The sequence below is a fragment of the Streptomyces sp. NPDC030799 genome, from assembly GCF_055572255.1.
The window spans coordinates 222,141-236,860 of sequence record NZ_JBVIDS010000010.1 but is presented as its reverse complement, the minus strand read 5'-3'; the positions used below and the strand labels follow the sequence as shown (position 1 = coordinate 236,860).

At 70.0% G+C, this 14,720-nt stretch carries 14 protein-coding genes and 5 tRNA genes; 14 read left to right on the top strand and 5 right to left on the bottom strand.

Features of this window, described 5'->3' with window-relative positions:
* Positions 1–3,795, bottom strand: a complete 3,795-nt coding sequence (locus tag ACZ41I_RS25375) for a sensor histidine kinase (protein WP_468515112.1) — start codon at positions 3,793–3,795, stop codon at positions 1–3.
* A gap of 570 nt (positions 3,796–4,365) precedes the next feature.
* Here ACZ41I_RS25375 and ACZ41I_RS25370 point away from each other — a divergent pair.
* The 3 genes from ACZ41I_RS25370 to gltX all read left to right on the top strand — a co-directional run bounded on the left by ACZ41I_RS25370 (position 4,366) and on the right by gltX (position 7,100).
* A complete protein-coding gene (locus ACZ41I_RS25370) occupies positions 4,366–4,560 on the top strand; it encodes a hypothetical protein (protein WP_363215744.1) in 195 nt (64 codons plus the stop codon).
* A gap of 277 nt (positions 4,561–4,837) precedes the next feature.
* Positions 4,838–5,623, top strand: a complete 786-nt coding sequence (locus tag ACZ41I_RS25365; protein WP_363215745.1) for a fumarylacetoacetate hydrolase family protein — start codon at positions 4,838–4,840, stop codon at positions 5,621–5,623.
* Entirely contained in the window at positions 5,616–7,100 is a 1,485-nt protein-coding gene (gene gltX, locus ACZ41I_RS25360; protein ID WP_399770714.1) for a glutamate--tRNA ligase, read from the top strand. Before ACZ41I_RS25365 ends, gltX begins: the two co-directional genes overlap by 8 nt.
* A 60-nt stretch (positions 7,101–7,160) precedes the next feature.
* On the opposite strand, the gene ACZ41I_RS25355 is transcribed toward gltX, so the two are convergent.
* The gene (locus ACZ41I_RS25355) at positions 7,161–7,445 is read right to left on the bottom strand and encodes a type II toxin-antitoxin system RelE family toxin (RefSeq protein ID WP_363215747.1); all 285 of its coding nucleotides are present in this window, start codon (positions 7,443–7,445) and stop codon (positions 7,161–7,163) included.
* Between the two features lie 41 nt (positions 7,446–7,486).
* Here ACZ41I_RS25355 and ACZ41I_RS25350 point away from each other — a divergent pair, with 41 nt between their 5' ends.
* The 6 genes from ACZ41I_RS25350 to ACZ41I_RS25325 all read left to right on the top strand — a co-directional run bounded on the left by ACZ41I_RS25350 (position 7,487) and on the right by ACZ41I_RS25325 (position 8,771).
* Positions 7,487–8,218 (top strand): HAD family hydrolase, encoded by a 732-nt coding sequence (locus ACZ41I_RS25350; RefSeq protein WP_468515111.1) that lies wholly within the window; start codon positions 7,487–7,489, stop codon positions 8,216–8,218.
* 90 nt (positions 8,219–8,308) lie between these two features.
* A tRNA-Gln gene (locus ACZ41I_RS25345) sits at positions 8,309–8,380 on the top strand.
* Positions 8,381–8,401: 21 nt separating this feature from the next.
* A tRNA-Glu gene (locus ACZ41I_RS25340) sits at positions 8,402–8,474 on the top strand.
* A gap of 30 nt (positions 8,475–8,504) precedes the next feature.
* Positions 8,505–8,577, top strand: a tRNA-Glu gene (locus ACZ41I_RS25335).
* 21 nt (positions 8,578–8,598) lie between these two features.
* Positions 8,599–8,670 (top strand) — tRNA-Gln (locus ACZ41I_RS25330).
* Between the two features lie 28 nt (positions 8,671–8,698).
* Positions 8,699–8,771 (top strand) — tRNA-Glu (locus tag ACZ41I_RS25325).
* A 52-nt stretch (positions 8,772–8,823) separates the two neighbouring features.
* Here ACZ41I_RS25325 and ACZ41I_RS25320 read toward each other — a convergent pair.
* Positions 8,824–9,468, bottom strand: a complete 645-nt coding sequence (locus ACZ41I_RS25320) for a MerR family transcriptional regulator (protein WP_399770720.1) — start codon at positions 9,466–9,468, stop codon at positions 8,824–8,826.
* An 82-nt stretch (positions 9,469–9,550) separates the two neighbouring features.
* Here ACZ41I_RS25320 and ACZ41I_RS25315 point away from each other — a divergent pair, with 82 nt between their 5' ends.
* Positions 9,551–10,060 (top strand): DUF4188 domain-containing protein, encoded by a 510-nt coding sequence (locus tag ACZ41I_RS25315; protein WP_468515110.1) that lies wholly within the window; start codon positions 9,551–9,553, stop codon positions 10,058–10,060.
* A gap of 77 nt (positions 10,061–10,137) precedes the next feature.
* Here the strand turns inward: ACZ41I_RS25315 and ndgR are convergent, their stop codons facing one another.
* On the bottom strand, positions 10,138–10,854 hold the full coding sequence (gene ndgR / locus ACZ41I_RS25310; protein ID WP_023546516.1) for an IclR family transcriptional regulator NdgR: 717 nt from the start codon (positions 10,852–10,854) through the stop codon (positions 10,138–10,140).
* A gap of 196 nt (positions 10,855–11,050) precedes the next feature.
* Here ndgR and leuC point away from each other — a divergent pair, with 196 nt between their 5' ends.
* From leuC to ACZ41I_RS25290, 4 genes are all read left to right on the top strand, one after another.
* Positions 11,051–12,481, top strand: a complete 1,431-nt coding sequence (gene leuC / locus ACZ41I_RS25305) for a 3-isopropylmalate dehydratase large subunit (RefSeq protein ID WP_363215751.1) — start codon at positions 11,051–11,053, stop codon at positions 12,479–12,481.
* Positions 12,482–12,487: 6 nt separating this feature from the next.
* Entirely contained in the window at positions 12,488–13,081 is a 594-nt protein-coding gene (gene leuD, locus ACZ41I_RS25300; protein WP_351240178.1) for a 3-isopropylmalate dehydratase small subunit, read from the top strand.
* Between the two features lie 271 nt (positions 13,082–13,352).
* A complete protein-coding gene (locus ACZ41I_RS25295) occupies positions 13,353–13,583 on the top strand; it encodes an SCO5555 family protein (RefSeq protein WP_363215752.1) in 231 nt (76 codons plus the stop codon).
* Positions 13,584–13,719: 136 nt separating this feature from the next.
* Complete coding sequence (locus ACZ41I_RS25290; RefSeq protein WP_468515109.1) at positions 13,720–14,370, top strand: HU family DNA-binding protein; 651 nt, start codon at positions 13,720–13,722, stop codon at positions 14,368–14,370.
* Positions 14,371–14,452: 82 nt separating this feature from the next.
* Here the strand turns inward: ACZ41I_RS25290 and ACZ41I_RS25285 are convergent, their stop codons facing one another.
* Positions 14,453–14,656: a hypothetical protein gene (locus ACZ41I_RS25285; RefSeq protein WP_363215754.1), complete on the bottom strand. Its 204-nt coding sequence runs from the start codon at positions 14,654–14,656 to the stop codon at positions 14,453–14,455.
* Between the last annotated feature and the right edge of the window lie 64 nt (positions 14,657–14,720).

Sequence of the window (14,720 nt, the reverse complement as noted above, 5' to 3'; positions counted from 1 at the left end):
CTAACGCTCCTGCTGGTGAGTGGGGCTCGGGTAGCTGCCGGTCTGGCCGCTGCCGGCCTGACGGCCCTGAGCGATGCCCCGACGGAGATTGGTCAGCCGTCCGCGTACGTCGTCAGGCGCACGCGAGACCTGCGGACCGGCTTGGTGCTGTTGCTGCTGGGCGGTGCCCGGGACGAGGTTGGCCCGGGGCACCCGGCGCGGCAGGCCGGAGGTGGTGACTCCGCCCGCGGCGGGCTGCCGGACGCGCTCGGCCTGCCGGACGAGTTCGTCGTTCGGCGAGGTGCGCCAGGAACCGGTGGTGGAGCCGTTGCCGTTCGCGGGGCGCTGCGGGGCCGGGGCGGGTGCCTGCGGCTGCTGCTGCGGCGCGGGGGCGCCCTCCGCCTGCGGACCGCCGTGGAACCAGTTGGTCTCCAGCGTGTCGTACAGCGGGGTACGGCCGTCACCCGGGCCGGTGGCCGGCGGCAGAGCCTCCGGCTCACGGTGCACCGGACGCTGCTGGGGGGCCTGCTGACGCCGGGCGCCCAAGTCGTCCCGGCCGGCCTGCTGCGGGCGCTCGAACTGACCCGTGTGGGCCGGGTTCTGGCGGCCGGGCAGGGCGTGCCTGCCGGTGGAACTGCCGTCGTAGCCGCCGTCGAAGCCCTGCGGGGCCGCGAACTGGCCGGTGTTCTGGCCCGTGTTCTGACCGGCGTTCTGCGCGGTGTCGTCCCGCCGCGGCGCCGGCGTGCCGAAGACGTCGGAGCGGACGTACGGATCGGCGCCCTGGCTGCCACCGGCACCGTCGAACTGGCCGGTCTGCTGCGGGTTGTCGGGGCGCGCGAACTGGCCGGTCTGCTGCGGGTTCTCCGGGCGGGCGTACTGACCCGTGTGCTGGGGGCCGGGCAGCTCCGGACGCGCGAACTCGCCCGTGGCGGACGGGCCCTGCGCGTCGATCCGGGGCATCTCCGCGGTCGAACCCGGGCCCTGCCGGTCGTCGACGCGCGGCCTGCGCGCGGCGTGCGCCGGGTCCTGCTCGTCGTGGCCGCGCGGCGCGTCCAGCGAGGCCCGCGACAGCGGAGCCCGGGTGTCGCTCCAGTCCGGGGTGCGCTGCTGGTCACCGCCGGGCAGCTCGGCCCGCGGGCCGCCGCGCGGCGGCAGCTGGGGCTGGCGGCCCTGGTCGGAGGCGGCACCGGGCCGCTGCGGGCCACGGCCGCCGAAGGCGTCCTGCTGCTGGCCGCCCGGGTTCGCGGCCTGCAGACCCTGCGGGGCGCCGGGCGCCTGAGCGCCGAAGCCGCCCGCACCGGCCCCCGCGGGCGCCGGCCGGCCCTGCTGCAGACCACCGAGACCACTGGGACCACCGGGACCGCCCTGGGGACCACGCGCACCGCCCGGCGCACCGGGACGGCCGCCCTGGCCCGTGCCGGGCAGCGCGGGCCGGGGACCCTGGCCGGCGCCGACCTGGCCGCGCTGGCCGGGACCGCCACCGAGCAGACCGCCACCGGCCGGCCCGCCACCCAGGGCACCGCCCTGGCCGTTGTTGGCGTTCGCGCGGCGCGCCGCGGCCGCACCGGCGGCCGCCTGCGCGGCGGCCGGACCACCGGAGCCGACGGGCGCGCCCGGCTTGCCCGGAGCGGGCTTCTTGCCGCCCTGGGCGACGTCCACGGGCAGCATGACCAGCGCGGTCGTGCCACCGGAGTCGGACGGGCGCAGCTGGATGCGGATGCCGTGCCGCTGCGACAGCCGGCCGACCACGAACAGACCCATGCGGCGGGAGACCGAGACGTCCACGGTGGGCGGCGAGGCGAGCCGCTCGTTGATCGCCGCGAGGTCCTCGGGGGAGAGGCCGATACCGGTGTCGTGGATCTCGATCAGGACGCGGCCGTCGGGCAGCGCGTGACCGGTGACCTTGACCTTGGTCTGCGGCGAGGAGAACGAGGTCGCGTTCTCCAGCAGCTCGGCGAGCAGGTGCACGAGGTCGTTGACGACCCGGCCGGCGACCTCGGTGGTCGGGACGGCGGCCAGCTCGATGCGCTCGTACTGCTCCACCTCGGACGCGGCGGCGCGGAGCACGTCGACCAGCGGGACCGGACGGGTCCACCGGCGGCCGGGCTCTTCACCCGCGAGAACGAGGAGGTTCTCACCGTTACGGCGCATACGCGTGGCGAGGTGGTCCAGCTTGAACAGCGAGGACAGCTGGTCCGGGTCGGCCTCGCGGGACTCCAGTTCGGAGATCAGCGACAGCTGGCGCTGGATGAGACCCTGCGAGCGGCGCGAGAGGTTGGTGAACATCGCGTTGACGTTGCCCCGCAGAAGGGCCTGCTCGGCGGCGAGGCGGACCGCCTCGCGGTGCACGTCGTCGAAGGCCGCGGCCACCTGGCCGATCTCGTCCCGGGAGTGCACACCGACCGACTCCACCGAGGTGTCGACGTCCTGCGGGTCGGACTCCGACAGCTGCTTGACCAGCTCGGGCAGGCGTTCCTGGGCGACCTTGGTCGCGGTCTCCTGCAGCCGGCGCAGCGAGCGGATCATCGAGCGGGCCACGACGAACGCGCCGACCAGCGACACGCCGAGCACGATCAGGATCAGCGCACCGGAGATGATGGCGTCCTGCTGGGTGGCGCTCTTCAGCTCGCGGGCCTTCTGCTCCATCTGCTCGAGCAGCGTGTGCTCGATCTTCTTCATCTGGTCGATCTTGGTCGAGCTGTCGTCCACCCAGTCCTTGTAGGACCGGTTGTTCATGCTCTGGATGCCGTTGGGGGAGTCGAAGACACGCTTGGCATAGGTGTCCGCGGACTCGATCGTCGGGTTGCCCTCGTCGATCGGCTTGAGGAGTTCCTCGGCGTTGTTGTTGGCGTAGATCTTGCGGAAGATCGCGATTTCCGAGTTCTCGCTCGCGTACGCCGACTGGCCGTACAGGCGGTCGTTCTCGGAGAGGTCGCCCTTCCTGTCCGTGGTCGCGGGCAGCGCGGCGGCGATCGTGGCGCGCTGTACGGAGGCGTACTCCTTGGCGGTGGAGAAGGCCGCCAGGGCGCGCGTGCGCGAGATCATCTCCGGGTTGCTGGAGGCCTCGGCCATGTCCTGGGACAGGCTGATCAGCTGGGTGATCAGCCGGTGGTACGACTCCACCGTCTGGGTCGAGTTGCCCTGCGACTTGTAGGCGGTCTTGCGGATCTTGGCGAGGTCGTCGAGCTGGTTGGCGAGGCCGACGAGCGCGTCGCGGACGCCCTGGAGGTTGCCGTCCTTGCTGGCCGCGTCGATCTGCTCGGAGGAGTTGAGGAAGTTCTCGCGGGCCAGGTCGGTCTTCTCTTCGAAGCCCTTGACCGTGTAGTCGCTCTGCGACAGGCCGTGCGCCAGGGGACCGGCGGACTGGTCGCGCTCGTCCTGGAGGGCCATGGCCAGCTCGGTGGCCTGCTTGGTCATGTCCGTCAGCAGCTTCATGTTGTCGAGCTGCTGGATGTCGTCCATGTTGTCGCTGATGCGCAGTGCGCCCAGCGAGGTCGCCGCGATGACGGGCAGCGCCAGCAGCGACACCAGACGCGTGGAGATGCGCCAGTTGCGCAGGGCCATGCGTGAGCCGGGGCCGGTGGGGCCCTTCGGGGGCTTCACGGCCGGCGCGGGGGCCGCACCGGAGCCGCCGCCCGTGGCGGCCGACGAGGCCGACACGCCGGGGCGTCCGCTGCGCTCGCCGCTGTCCCCGGACGGGGCCTGGCCCGGGTTCTGGGCGTGCTGGGGCGAGGAGCTGCCCTTCATGGGGCCAGTCCCGTCGTGCGACTCCGGCTCCGCCGAAGCGCTGCCATCCCTCTTGAAACGTCCCTGCACTAGCGTCGCAACCTCTGGACCAGGCACCCCTCCGCGTGAACGGAGGGACACGGTGTCGGCGTTCTGGAGAGCGCCCTGAAAACGCCCTCCGGGTGGTCTTGAGTGACCGGCGCTGGCTCCCCCCTGATCTCGCCGCCGCTTGGCGCTGCGTTGCGCCCCATGTGCGCCGGCTCGATCCCCGCGGCGGTCCGTGGAATTCCAGCACAGTGCCGGATCTCCAACAAGGTGCGTGTCCCGAGCTGTGACCTCCGTGACGGGCTGTGAGTGCCGAGTTACCAGTCGTGGAGGCTGATCCGGGACGAAACGGGCGTTTCTCTGCGAGTTGTCGCTCATCACTCGGTGTCCCAGTCGCCATGATCAGGAGCGGAATGATGGCTTCAGGGGTCCAATGTCCGTTTCGCTGGGGCGCGTTGCGGGTGAGGTTTGACCGGTTTGTCCGCGAGGTCGTGAGCAAACTCACATGAACGTCCTGGGCGGTTGGCGCCTGCGGCAGGGAATTGGATGTTTAGCCTGGCGCTTTACAAGAGCGACGCTTCTGTACGCCGACACAGGACTAGGACTCGTACAACCGTGAAGACGACGATGATGCTCCACAAGATCGCCAACCCGCGACGCACCACCCTGGCGCATCTGAAGGACACCGGCGACCTGCAGACGCCCGAGCTGCAGGAGCACTCCGTCGACCTCCCCGCCCAGACCGCCAACCCGCGACGCACGGTCCTGGTGGACGTCCCCGTCGGCGCGGCGGCCGCGGCCGGAGAGTAGCGCGACGCGCTGCCGGCCACGGCCGGCCCGGCTCCTGGCCCGCCGTTTCCCCTCCCACACCCCGCGCTCCCACCCCCGGTCCCCGCGCCGTACGGCCGGGGACCGGCTGCTTCCCCGCGCCGTATGGCCGGGGGACCGGCTGCTTCCCCGCGCCGTATGGCCGGGGGACCGGCTGCTTCCCCGCGCGCCCGGCCCCGCGGACTCGGAATTCCGGCGGTCCGACCGGTTAACCTGAGGCGTCAGTACGCCGGTTCTCAGTGAGGGGCGCAAGGATCCCGTGCGCATCGCCAGGTTCTCCATCGACGGGAACGTCGCCTTCGGCGCGGTCGAGGGCGACAAGCAGGACGAACTCGTCCTCGACATCATCAAGGGCATCCCGTTCGCGGACCACGAGCTGTCCGGTACGAAGGTGCCGCTGAACAAGGTCAGGCTGCTCCCGCCGGTGCTCCCCAACAAGGTCGTGGCCTTCGGCCGCAACTACGCCGAGCACGCGCGCGAGCTGAGCAACGAGGTGCCGGACGACCCGTTCGCCTTCTTCAAGCCCTCCACCTCGGTGATCGGTCCCGGTGACGACATCCAGTACCCGCCGTTCTCCGAGGAACTGCACCACGAGGCCGAGCTGGCCGTCGTCATCGGCCGTATGTGCCGCGAGGTGCCGCGCGAACGCGTCAAGGACGTGATCTTCGGTTACACCTGCGCCAACGACGTCACCGCCCGTGACGTCCAGCGCCGCGAGAAGCAGTGGGCGCGCGCCAAGGGCTTCGACAGCTCCTGCCCGCTCGGTCCCTGGGTGGAGACGGACCTGGACCTGGAGCGCGCGAACGACCTGACCATCCAGCTCACGGTCAACGGCCAGCAGCGCCAGCTGGGCCGTACCAGCGAGATGATCCACCCCATCGAGGACCTGGTCGTCAACATCTCCGAGGCGATGACCCTGCTCCCCGGCGACGTCATCCTCACCGGCACCCCGGCAGGGGTCGGCCCCCTGAACGTCGGCGACGAGGTCGCCGTCACCATCGAAGGCATCGGCACTCTCACCAACAAGGTTGTCAAGCGTGGCTAGCGCACCCGGCTCTCCCGTACGCGTCCGTTTCTGCCCCTCGCCCACCGGTAACCCGCACGTGGGCCTGGTCCGCACCGCCCTGTTCAACTGGGCGTTCGCCCGGCACCACCAGGGCACCCTGGTCTTCCGCATCGAGGACACCGACGCGGCCCGCGACTCCGAGGAGTCGTACAACCAGCTGCTCGACGCGATGCGCTGGCTCGGCTTCGACTGGGACGAGGGCCCCGAGGTCGGCGGCCCGCACGCGCCGTACCGCCAGTCGCAGCGCATGGACATCTACGCCGACGTCGCGCAGAAGCTCCTGGACGCCGGCCACGCCTACCACTGCTACTGCTCCCAGGAGGAGCTGGACACCCGCCGCGAGGCCGCCCGCGCCGCCGGCAAGCCCTCCGGCTACGACGGCCACTGCCGCGACCTGAGTGCCGAGCAGGTCGAGGAGTACCAGGCCCAGGGCCGCACCCCGATCGTCCGCTTCCGGATGCCGGACGAGACGATCACCTTCACCGACCTGGTCCGCGGCGAGCTGACCTTCACGCCGGAGAACGTGCCGGACTACGGCATCGTCCGTGCGAACGGCGCCCCGCTGTACACGCTGGTCAACCCGGTCGACGACGCGCTGATGGAGATCACCCACGTCCTGCGCGGCGAGGACCTGCTCTCCTCCACCCCCCGCCAGATCGCGCTGTACAAGGCGCTGACCGAGCTGGGCATCGCGAAGCGGACCCCGCAGTTCGGCCACCTCCCCTACGTCATGGGCGAGGGCAACAAGAAGCTCTCCAAGCGCGACCCGCAGGCGAGCCTGAACCTCTACCGCGAGCAGGGCTTCCTGCCCGAGGGCCTGCTCAACTACCTGTCCCTGCTGGGCTGGTCCCTCTCCGCGGACCAGGACATCTTCACGATCGACGAGATGGTCGCGGCCTTCGACATCTCCGACGTCAACCCGAACCCGGCGCGCTTCGACCTGAAGAAGTGCGAGGCGATCAACGGCGACCACATCCGCATGCTGGATGTGAAGGAGTTCACCGAGCGCTGCCGCCCGTGGCTGAAGGCCCCGTTCGCCCCGTGGGCGCCGGAGGACTTCGACGAGGCCAAGTGGCAGGCGATCGCCCCGCACGCCCAGACCCGCCTCAAGGTCCTCTCCGAGATCACCGACAACGTCGACTTCCTGTTCCTCGCCGAGCCCGTCTTCGACGAGGCCTCGTGGACCAAGGCGATGAAGGAGGGCAGCGACGCCCTCCTGCGCACCGCCCGCGAGAAGCTGGAGTCGGCCGACTGGACGTCGCCCGAGTCCCTCAAGGAGGCCGTCCTGGCCGCCGGCGAGGCCCACGGCCTCAAGCTCGGCAAGGCCCAGGCCCCGGTCCGCGTCGCCGTCACCGGCCGCACCGTCGGACTGCCGCTCTTCGAGTCCCTGGAGGTCCTGGGCAAGGAGAAGACGCTGGCGAGGATCGACGCGGCGCTGGCGAAGCTGACCGCCTAGCCGGCACATGCGTCAGGGGCGGCATCCGGAGTGTTCCGGGTGCCGCCCCTGTTGCGTCGGTCACTGGGCTTCGGCTTCGTCGATCAAGTAGGCACTCTCGTCGAAGATCTCCAGCACGACGATGACCATGATCGCTCCGGCCACCATGTACTCCAGCACCACACCGGGGGCGACATAGGCCTTGCGCAGGTTGTCGTCCGGGCCCAGCGGCGCGGTCGAGGTCTTCCGGAACGGGTCACGGGCCAGTATCCGCACGGCCTTGTCCAACTGCGCTCGGCGCTCTGCGGGCAGGGCGTCGTACGTCGCACGGGCCTCGACGGTGAATTGGACGCGGTACTCGCTCATGGCCCTCAGTGTGCCAGCCGTCCGGCGGTACCGTCGGTGTCATGACGATCAGAGCCGTGGTCTGGGACGTGGACGACACGCTGTTCGACTACACGACCGCAGACCGTGAGGGCATGCGGGCGCATCTGGCGGTGGAGGGGCTGCTCGTCGGGTACGCGACGCCCGAGGAGGCCCTCCTGCGGTGGCGGAAGACCACCGACCGGCAGTGGGCGCGGTACGCGGCGGGGGAGTGCTCCTTCCAGGACCAGCGGCGCGACCGCGTGCGTGTGTTCCTCGACACGGAACTGACCGATGCCGAGTGCGACGCCTGGTTCCAGCGGTACATAGGGCACTACGAGGCCGCCTGGAGCCTCTTCCCGGACGTCCTGCCCGCCCTGGAGGCGCTCTCCGCCAGCCACCGGCACGCGGTGCTGTCCAACTCCAGCATCACGGTCCAGGAGCACAAGCTGCGCACCCTCGGCCTCCTCGACCGCTTCGAGGCCGTGCTGTGCGCCGCCGAGCTGGGCGTCTCCAAGCCGGAGCCCGGCGCCTTCCTGGCCGCCTGCGAGGTGCTGGGACTGCCTCCGCACGAGGTGGCGTACGTCGGCGATCACCCGGAGATCGACGGTCGGGGTGCCGCCGAGGCGGGGCTGCTGTCCGTGTGGATCGACCGCGGGACGGCGTACGCACAGGCCGCCGGGGACGTCGTCGCGCACCGGATCTCGACCCTCGCCGAACTCCCGGCGCTAGTCCGCGCGGATACCCGTTTTGGAGCCCCGTCCACCTTCGGGTAATGTTCTTCCTGCGCCGAGGGGAGCGGGCCGGAAGGCCGGAGCCCCACGGAGCAAGCTAGAACGAGAACCCCGCAGGGGCTTGAGTTCCAGTGGCCTATGGTGTAATTGGCAGCACGACTGATTCTGGTTCAGTTAGTCTTGGTTCGAGTCCAGGTAGGCCAGCTCGCAGAGCTTATCTGCAAAGCCCCCGTTGTGTAGCGGCCTAGCACGCTGCCCTCTCAAGGCAGTAGCGCCGGTTCGAATCCGGTCGGGGGTACTGATCCTGATCTCGGTCGGGATCGCTAGGGCCCCCGTTGTGTAGCGGCCTAGCACGCCGCCCTCTCAAGGCGGTAGCGCCGGTTCGAATCCGGTCGGGGGTACTGACTGGTCTAAACCATCATTGGTCTATGGTGTAATTGGCAGCACGACTGATTCTGGTTCAGTTAGTCTTGGTTCGAGTCCAGGTAGACCAGCTCGGACCTGCGGAAACGCAGAGTCCACGCCCCCGTTGTGTAGCGGCCTAGCACGCCGCCCTCTCAAGGCGGTAGCGCCGGTTCGAATCCGGTCGGGGGTACGCACAGGGAAGGCCCTCCACTTCGGTGGGGGGCCTTCGCCGTACCCGGGCGCTACTCGAAACCGTAGCGGCGCCCCGACTCCTCCTCCTGGGCCAGCCGGCGCAGGGCCTGCAGCATCGGCTCGGTCAGCACCGCGCCGAGCACCGCCGTTTCCACCTTCTCCGCCTCCGACGGATGCGTCTCCACGAAGTCCAGGTCGAGTTTGGCCACCTCGTGCATCAACCTGCCGTAGGACGCGAGCAGTTCGGAGCCCCAGTCGTAACCGAGCCGGCGGAACGCGGCCACCGCCACCACCAGCGAGCGGTACGAGGGGGAGATCGTCGTCAGCAGCTTCGCGTTGGACCAGCCCAGGCGGTCGAGCAGCTCGTCCACCTCCCGGTGGGCCGCCTGCACGAAGGCGTCCTCCTCGTCCGGCTCCGGCACCTGCGGCAGCGCCCACAGGGCCGCGCCCAGCCGGATCGTGCGGCCCAGGGCGTAGTCGTCGACGTGGCCCAGCACCTCCCGGACCGTGGCCACCGGGATCCCGCCGACCTGGATCATCGCGCGCACCAGCCGCAGCCGGCGCAGGTGCCCGTCGTCGTACTCCGCCGTCGTGGGGTTGACCTGGCGGCCCGGCGGCAACAGGCCTTCACGCAGGTAGTACTTGATCGTCGCGGTGGACACACCGCTGCGTCTGCTCAATTCGGCGAGCCGCATGTCTTGCGCTCCTTCTTGGATAACGGCACTATCCAAGCATCGGAAGTTGGATAGCGTCGCTCGCCAACGAGGGGGAGTAGTCATGGTTTCCCGTACGACCGCCGACGCCAGGGGCGAGGTCGTCGTCCTGCTGATCGGCATGCGCATCAACCGCTTCTGGGCCGTGCATCTGTGGCTCCCGGTGATGCTCGCGATGTTCCGGATGCTGCGGGAACTGGAGAAGGATCCGGCGCGGGGCCTGCGCAGCCGCGTCATGCTGACGGCTTCGCCGCGCACGTACTACATCGTCCAGTACTGGGAGTCCAAGGAGAAGCTGTACGGCTACGCGACGGCTCCCGACGCCTTCCACCACAAGGCCTGGGCGAAGCTCAACCGCAAGGAGCGGACCGGGAAGCTGCGCGGGCAGGTCGGCATCTGGCACGAGACGTATGTCGTGCCGGAGGGGTCGTACGAGGCGATCTACGGCGACATGCCCGCGTTCGGCCTCGCCGCGGCGCACGGGCAGATCCCGTTGGAGAAGCGCGGGCGCTATGCGAAGGACCGGCTCTCCTACCGCTCGCGACAGGCCCCGGTGGCGGAAAAGGCCGGCTGAACAGGGGGACGGGGGACGAGGAGGGCCTGCCGCGGCGTTGAGGCAGGCCCTCCTCGCGTTCCCGCACAGCGGGGGGCTCAGCCCGAGCGGCGCAAGGCCTCCGACAGACGGGCCGCCGCGTCGATGACCGCCTGGGCGTGCATACGGCCCGGGTGGCGGGTCAGACGCTCGATGGGGCCGGAGACCGAGACGGCGGCCACGACGCGGTTGGAGGGGCCGCGTACGGGCGCGGAGACGGATGCGACGCCCGGCTCGCGCTCGCCGATGGACTGGGCCCAGCCGCGCCGCCGTACGCCCGACAGGGCCGTCGCCGTGAAGCGGGCGCCCTGCAGGCCGCGGTGCAGGCGCTCGGGCTCCTCCCAGGCGAGCAGGATCTGCGCCGAGGAGCCGGCCTTCATCGTGAGCGTGGAGCCGACCGGGACGGTGTCCCGCAGGCCGGACAGGCGCTCCGCCGCGGCCACACAGATGCGCATGTCACCCTGGCGCCGGTAGAGCTGTGCGCTCTCGCCGGTGACATCGCGGAGGTGGGTGAGCACGGGGCCCGCCGTCGCGAGCAGGCGGTCCTCGCCCGCCGCCGCCGCGAGCTCCGCGAGGCGTGGGCCGAGAATGAAACGGCCCTGCATGTCGCGTGCCACCATGCGGTGGTGTTCCAAAGCCACGGCCAGGCGGTGAGCCGTGGGTCGTGCCAGTCCGGTGGCACCGACCAGACCCGCGAGGGTGGCCGGACCGGACTCCAGAGCGCTCAGGACGAGGGCCGCCTTGTCCAGAACGCCGACGCCGCTACTGTTGTCCATGCAACGATACTCACGTCTCACTCTGTGAAACGCAAGTTCAATTTTCCGTGGAACGCGCCACCCTGGAATCACACAGCGGCCCGCAGACCAACGGGCCTGGCGGTGGACGCCCGGAATCACGACATCAGGGTGCGGCGGCCGCTTCCTCAAGATCTCTAGTTGGGCCGGTGCACCTTTGCCGGCCGGAGGGAAAGCGATGGGTAGGACACTCGCGGAGAAGGTCTGGGACGACCACGTCGTCCGGCGCGCCGAGGGCGAGCCCGACCTCCTCTACATCGATCTGCACCTGCTGCACGAGGTGACCAGCCCCCAGGCCTTCGACGGTCTGCGCAAGAGCGGCCGGACGGTGCGTCGCCTCGACCTCACCATCGCCACCGAGGACCACAACACCCCGACCCTCGACATCGACAAGCCCATCGCCGACCCGGTCTCCCGGGCCCAGCTGGAGACCCTGCGCAAGAACTGCGCCGAGTTCGGCGTGCGGCTGCACCCGCTGGGCGACGTCGAGCAGGGCGTCGTGCACGTCGTCGGCCCGCAGCTGGGTCTGACCCAGCCCGGTACGACCGTGGTCTGCGGTGACTCGCACACCTCCACGCACGGCGCGTTCGGCGCCCTGGCCTTCGGCATCGGCACCTCCCAGGTCGAGCATGTGCTGGCCACCCAGACGCTGCCGCTGGCCCGCCCGAAGACCATGGCGATCACCGTCGAGGGCGAGCTGCCCGAGGGCGTCACGGCCAAGGACCTGATCCTGGCGATCATCGCGAAGATCGGTACGGGCGGCGGCCAGGGCTACATCCTGGAGTACCGCGGCTCCGCCATCGAGAAGCTCTCGATGGAGGCCCGGATGACCATCTGCAACATGTCGATCGAGGCCGGTGCCCGCGCGGGCATGATCGCCCCCGACGAGACCACCTTCGCGTACCTCAAGGGCCGCCCGCACGCCCCCGAGGGCGCCGACTGGGACGCGGCCGTCGAGTACTGGAAGACGCTGCGCACCGACGACGACGCCGAGTTCGACGCCGAGGTCGTGATCAACGCCGACGAGCTGTCCCCGTTCGTCACCTGGGGCACCAACCCCGGCCAGGGCGCGCCGCTTTCGGCGAACGTCCCCGACCCGGCTTCGTACGAAGACGCTTCGGAGCGCCTCGCCGCCGAAAAGGCCCTGGAATACATGGGGTTGGAGGCCGGCCAGCCGCTGCGCTCCATCAAGGTGGACACCGTCTTCGTAGGTTCCTGCACCAACGGCCGCATCGAGGACCTGCGCGCAGCCGCGGACCTGCTGCGGGGCCGCAAAGTCGCCGACGGCGTACGGATGCTGGTCGTCCCGGGCTCCGCGCGCGTGGGTCTGCAGGCCGTCTCCGAGGGTCTGGACGTGGTCTTCAAGGAGGCCGGCGCCGAATGGCGGCACGCGGGCTGCTCGATGTGCCTCGGCATGAACCCCGACCAGCTGGCCCCGGGTGAGCGCTCCGCGTCCACCTCCAACCGCAACTTCGAGGGCCGGCAGGGCAAGGGCGGTCGTACGCACCTGGTGTCGCCGCAGGTCGCGGCGGCCACCGCCGTCCTGGGCCACCTGGCCTCGCCCGCCGACCTGTCCGACGCCGAGACCCGTACGCCCGCTGGAGTCTGATCAGTCATGGAAGCATTCACCACGCACACCGGCCGGGCCGTCCCGCTGCGCCGCAGCAACGTCGACACCGACCAGATCATCCCTGCTCACTGGCTCAAGAAGGTGACCCGGGACGGCTTCGAGGACGGGCTGTTCGAGGCCTGGCGCAAGGACCCGGAGTTCGTGCTCAACCGCCCGGAGCGGCAGGGCGCCACGGTCCTGGTCGCCGGCCCCGACTTCGGCACCGGCTCCTCCCGCGAGCACGCCGTCTGGGCGCTGCAGAACTACGGCTTCAAGGCCGTGATCTCCTCCCGTTTCGCGGACATCTTCCGGGGCAACTCGCTGAAGAACGGCCTGCTCACGGTCGTGCTTGAGCAGAAGATCGTGGACGCGCTGTGGGAGCTGACGGAACAGGACCCCACTGCTGAGGTCACTGTGGACCTTGAGGCTCGTGAGGTGCGCGCCGAGGGCATCACGGCCTCCTTCGAGCTGGACGAGAACTCCCGCTGGCGGCTGCTGAACGGCCTGGACGACATCTCCATCACGCTGCAGAACGAGGCCGACATCGCCGCTTACGAGGCCAAGCGGCCGTCGTACAAGCCGAGGACGCTCCAGGTCTGATCGGCTCCGGCCGCAGGGCCAGAGCGGTCGGATCCGGCCACCCAACACCCCCTCCGTACCCCCGATCGCCACGATCGGGGGTACGGCCATGTCCGGGCCCGAATCGTCCCGCACGCTTCTTGCCCGCCTCTCAACTTCCCACGTTACGAAGGGGGTTGCGCGGGTACGTGAGTGCTGGGATCGCGTCCTCCGCAAGTGCCTGGAAGGCCATTTGAGGCGGCAGTTACCCCCTGGGCAGGCGACAACTCGCCCCAGATGGCACAATCTGTGCATGGGACACGACGGCCAACTCCAGCTCTATACGGCGGTCGCGAACCAACTCAAGGAAGCGCACGCAAAAGTGCGCGCACTGCAAGTCCCGGAGGGCGTACGGATGGCGCTGACCCGGAAGCTGCTGGTCATTACGGCCGCGGCCAAGCACGATCTCGCCGCTGCGGCAAGGCGGCTCGAGCGGTTCAACGCGGACCTCGACGAGGGTCGGATCCCCGAAGAGGACGACTGAACAGCCCGAGACCACCGAGTCCGTTGCGGCACAAGGGTGATTAGCCCGTTTCGTGTTTGATTTGCGGTATATATCTGCCTAACGTGCGAAAAAGCTTGAACACTTTCGTTCTGGCGATGTCTCCGAAGGGGAAGACGTGAACAAGGCGCAGCTCGTAGAAGCGATTGCCGACAAGGTGGGTGGCCGCCAGCAGGCCGCCGACGCTGTCGATCATGTCCTGGACGCCATCGTCCGCGCGGTCGTCGCGGGCGAGCGGGTCTCGGTCACCGGCTTCGGGTCCTTCGAGAAGGTGGACCGCCCCGCCCGTTACGCCCGCAACCCTCAGACCGGTGAGCGGGTTCGGGTCAAGAAGACCTCCGTGCCGCGCTTCCGTGCCGGTCAGGGCTTCAAGGACCTGGTGAGCGGCTCGAAGAAGCTGCCGCGCGGTGGCGAGGTCTCGGTCAAGAAGGCGCCCAAGGGCAGCCTGACCGGCGGCGCCGCGGCGACGGTCAAGAAGGCCGCCGCGAAGAAGACCACCAAGGCCGCCGCCGCGAAGAAGACCACGGCGAAGAAGACGACCGCGAAGAAGACCACGGCCGCCGCGAAGAAGGCCCCGGCGAAGAAGGCTCCCGCCAAGAAGACCACGGCGGCCGCCAAGACCACCGCCGCGAAGAAGACCACCGCCAAGAAGGCCACCGCCAAGAAGGCCCCGGCGAAGAAGGTCACCGCGAAGAAGGCCCCGGCCAAGAAGTCGACGGCACGCAAGACCACCGCGAAGAAGGCCACCGCCCGCAAGGCGACGTCGTAAGCCGCCAGGGCGCCACGCCAGGGCACTCACGCGCCGGGCCGGACTCCCTCGGGAGCCCGGCCCGCGGCGTTTGTAAGGGCAGTTACAGGGTTTGGAGGGTTACGAGGGTGATGCGCAGGGCTTCGCCCTGTCCCTCGGTCTCGATCCGCACCCGCTGACCGGGGCGGAGCAGCCGCAGGCCGCCCTTGTCGAACGCCGACGCGTCGAAGGGGACCGGGGTGCCGTCGTCGAGGAGCACCTGCCCGCTTCGGGTTGCCGGGTCGTAGGTGTATGCGGTGGCCTGCATGGCAGCAGCCTAGTGGTTGCCCTCGTTCCGGGTTTCGCCGCGGGGGTGCAGGCCGGCTGCGGAC

What these genes read in the sequence shown, in the direction of transcription:
- ACZ41I_RS25355 (WP_363215747.1), bottom strand. Translation starts at nt 7,445, where the DNA reads ATGAGCGAGTACCGCGTCCAATTCACCGTCGAGGCCCGTGCGACGTAC.
- ACZ41I_RS25350 (WP_468515111.1), top strand. Translation starts at nt 7,487, where the DNA reads ATGACGATCAGAGCCGTGGTCTGGGACGTGGACGACACGCTGTTCGAC.
- ACZ41I_RS25320 (WP_399770720.1), bottom strand. Translation starts at nt 9,468, where the DNA reads ATGCGGCTCGCCGAATTGAGCAGACGCAGCGGTGTGTCCACCGCGACG.
- ACZ41I_RS25315 (WP_468515110.1), top strand. Translation starts at nt 9,551, where the DNA reads ATGGTTTCCCGTACGACCGCCGACGCCAGGGGCGAGGTCGTCGTCCTG.
- ndgR (WP_023546516.1), bottom strand. Translation starts at nt 10,854, where the DNA reads ATGGACAACAGTAGCGGCGTCGGCGTTCTGGACAAGGCGGCCCTCGTC.
- leuC (WP_363215751.1), top strand. Translation starts at nt 11,051, where the DNA reads ATGGGTAGGACACTCGCGGAGAAGGTCTGGGACGACCACGTCGTCCGG.
- leuD (WP_351240178.1), top strand. Translation starts at nt 12,488, where the DNA reads ATGGAAGCATTCACCACGCACACCGGCCGGGCCGTCCCGCTGCGCCGC.
- ACZ41I_RS25295 (WP_363215752.1), top strand. Translation starts at nt 13,353, where the DNA reads ATGGGACACGACGGCCAACTCCAGCTCTATACGGCGGTCGCGAACCAA.
- ACZ41I_RS25285 (WP_363215754.1), bottom strand. Translation starts at nt 14,656, where the DNA reads ATGCAGGCCACCGCATACACCTACGACCCGGCAACCCGAAGCGGGCAG.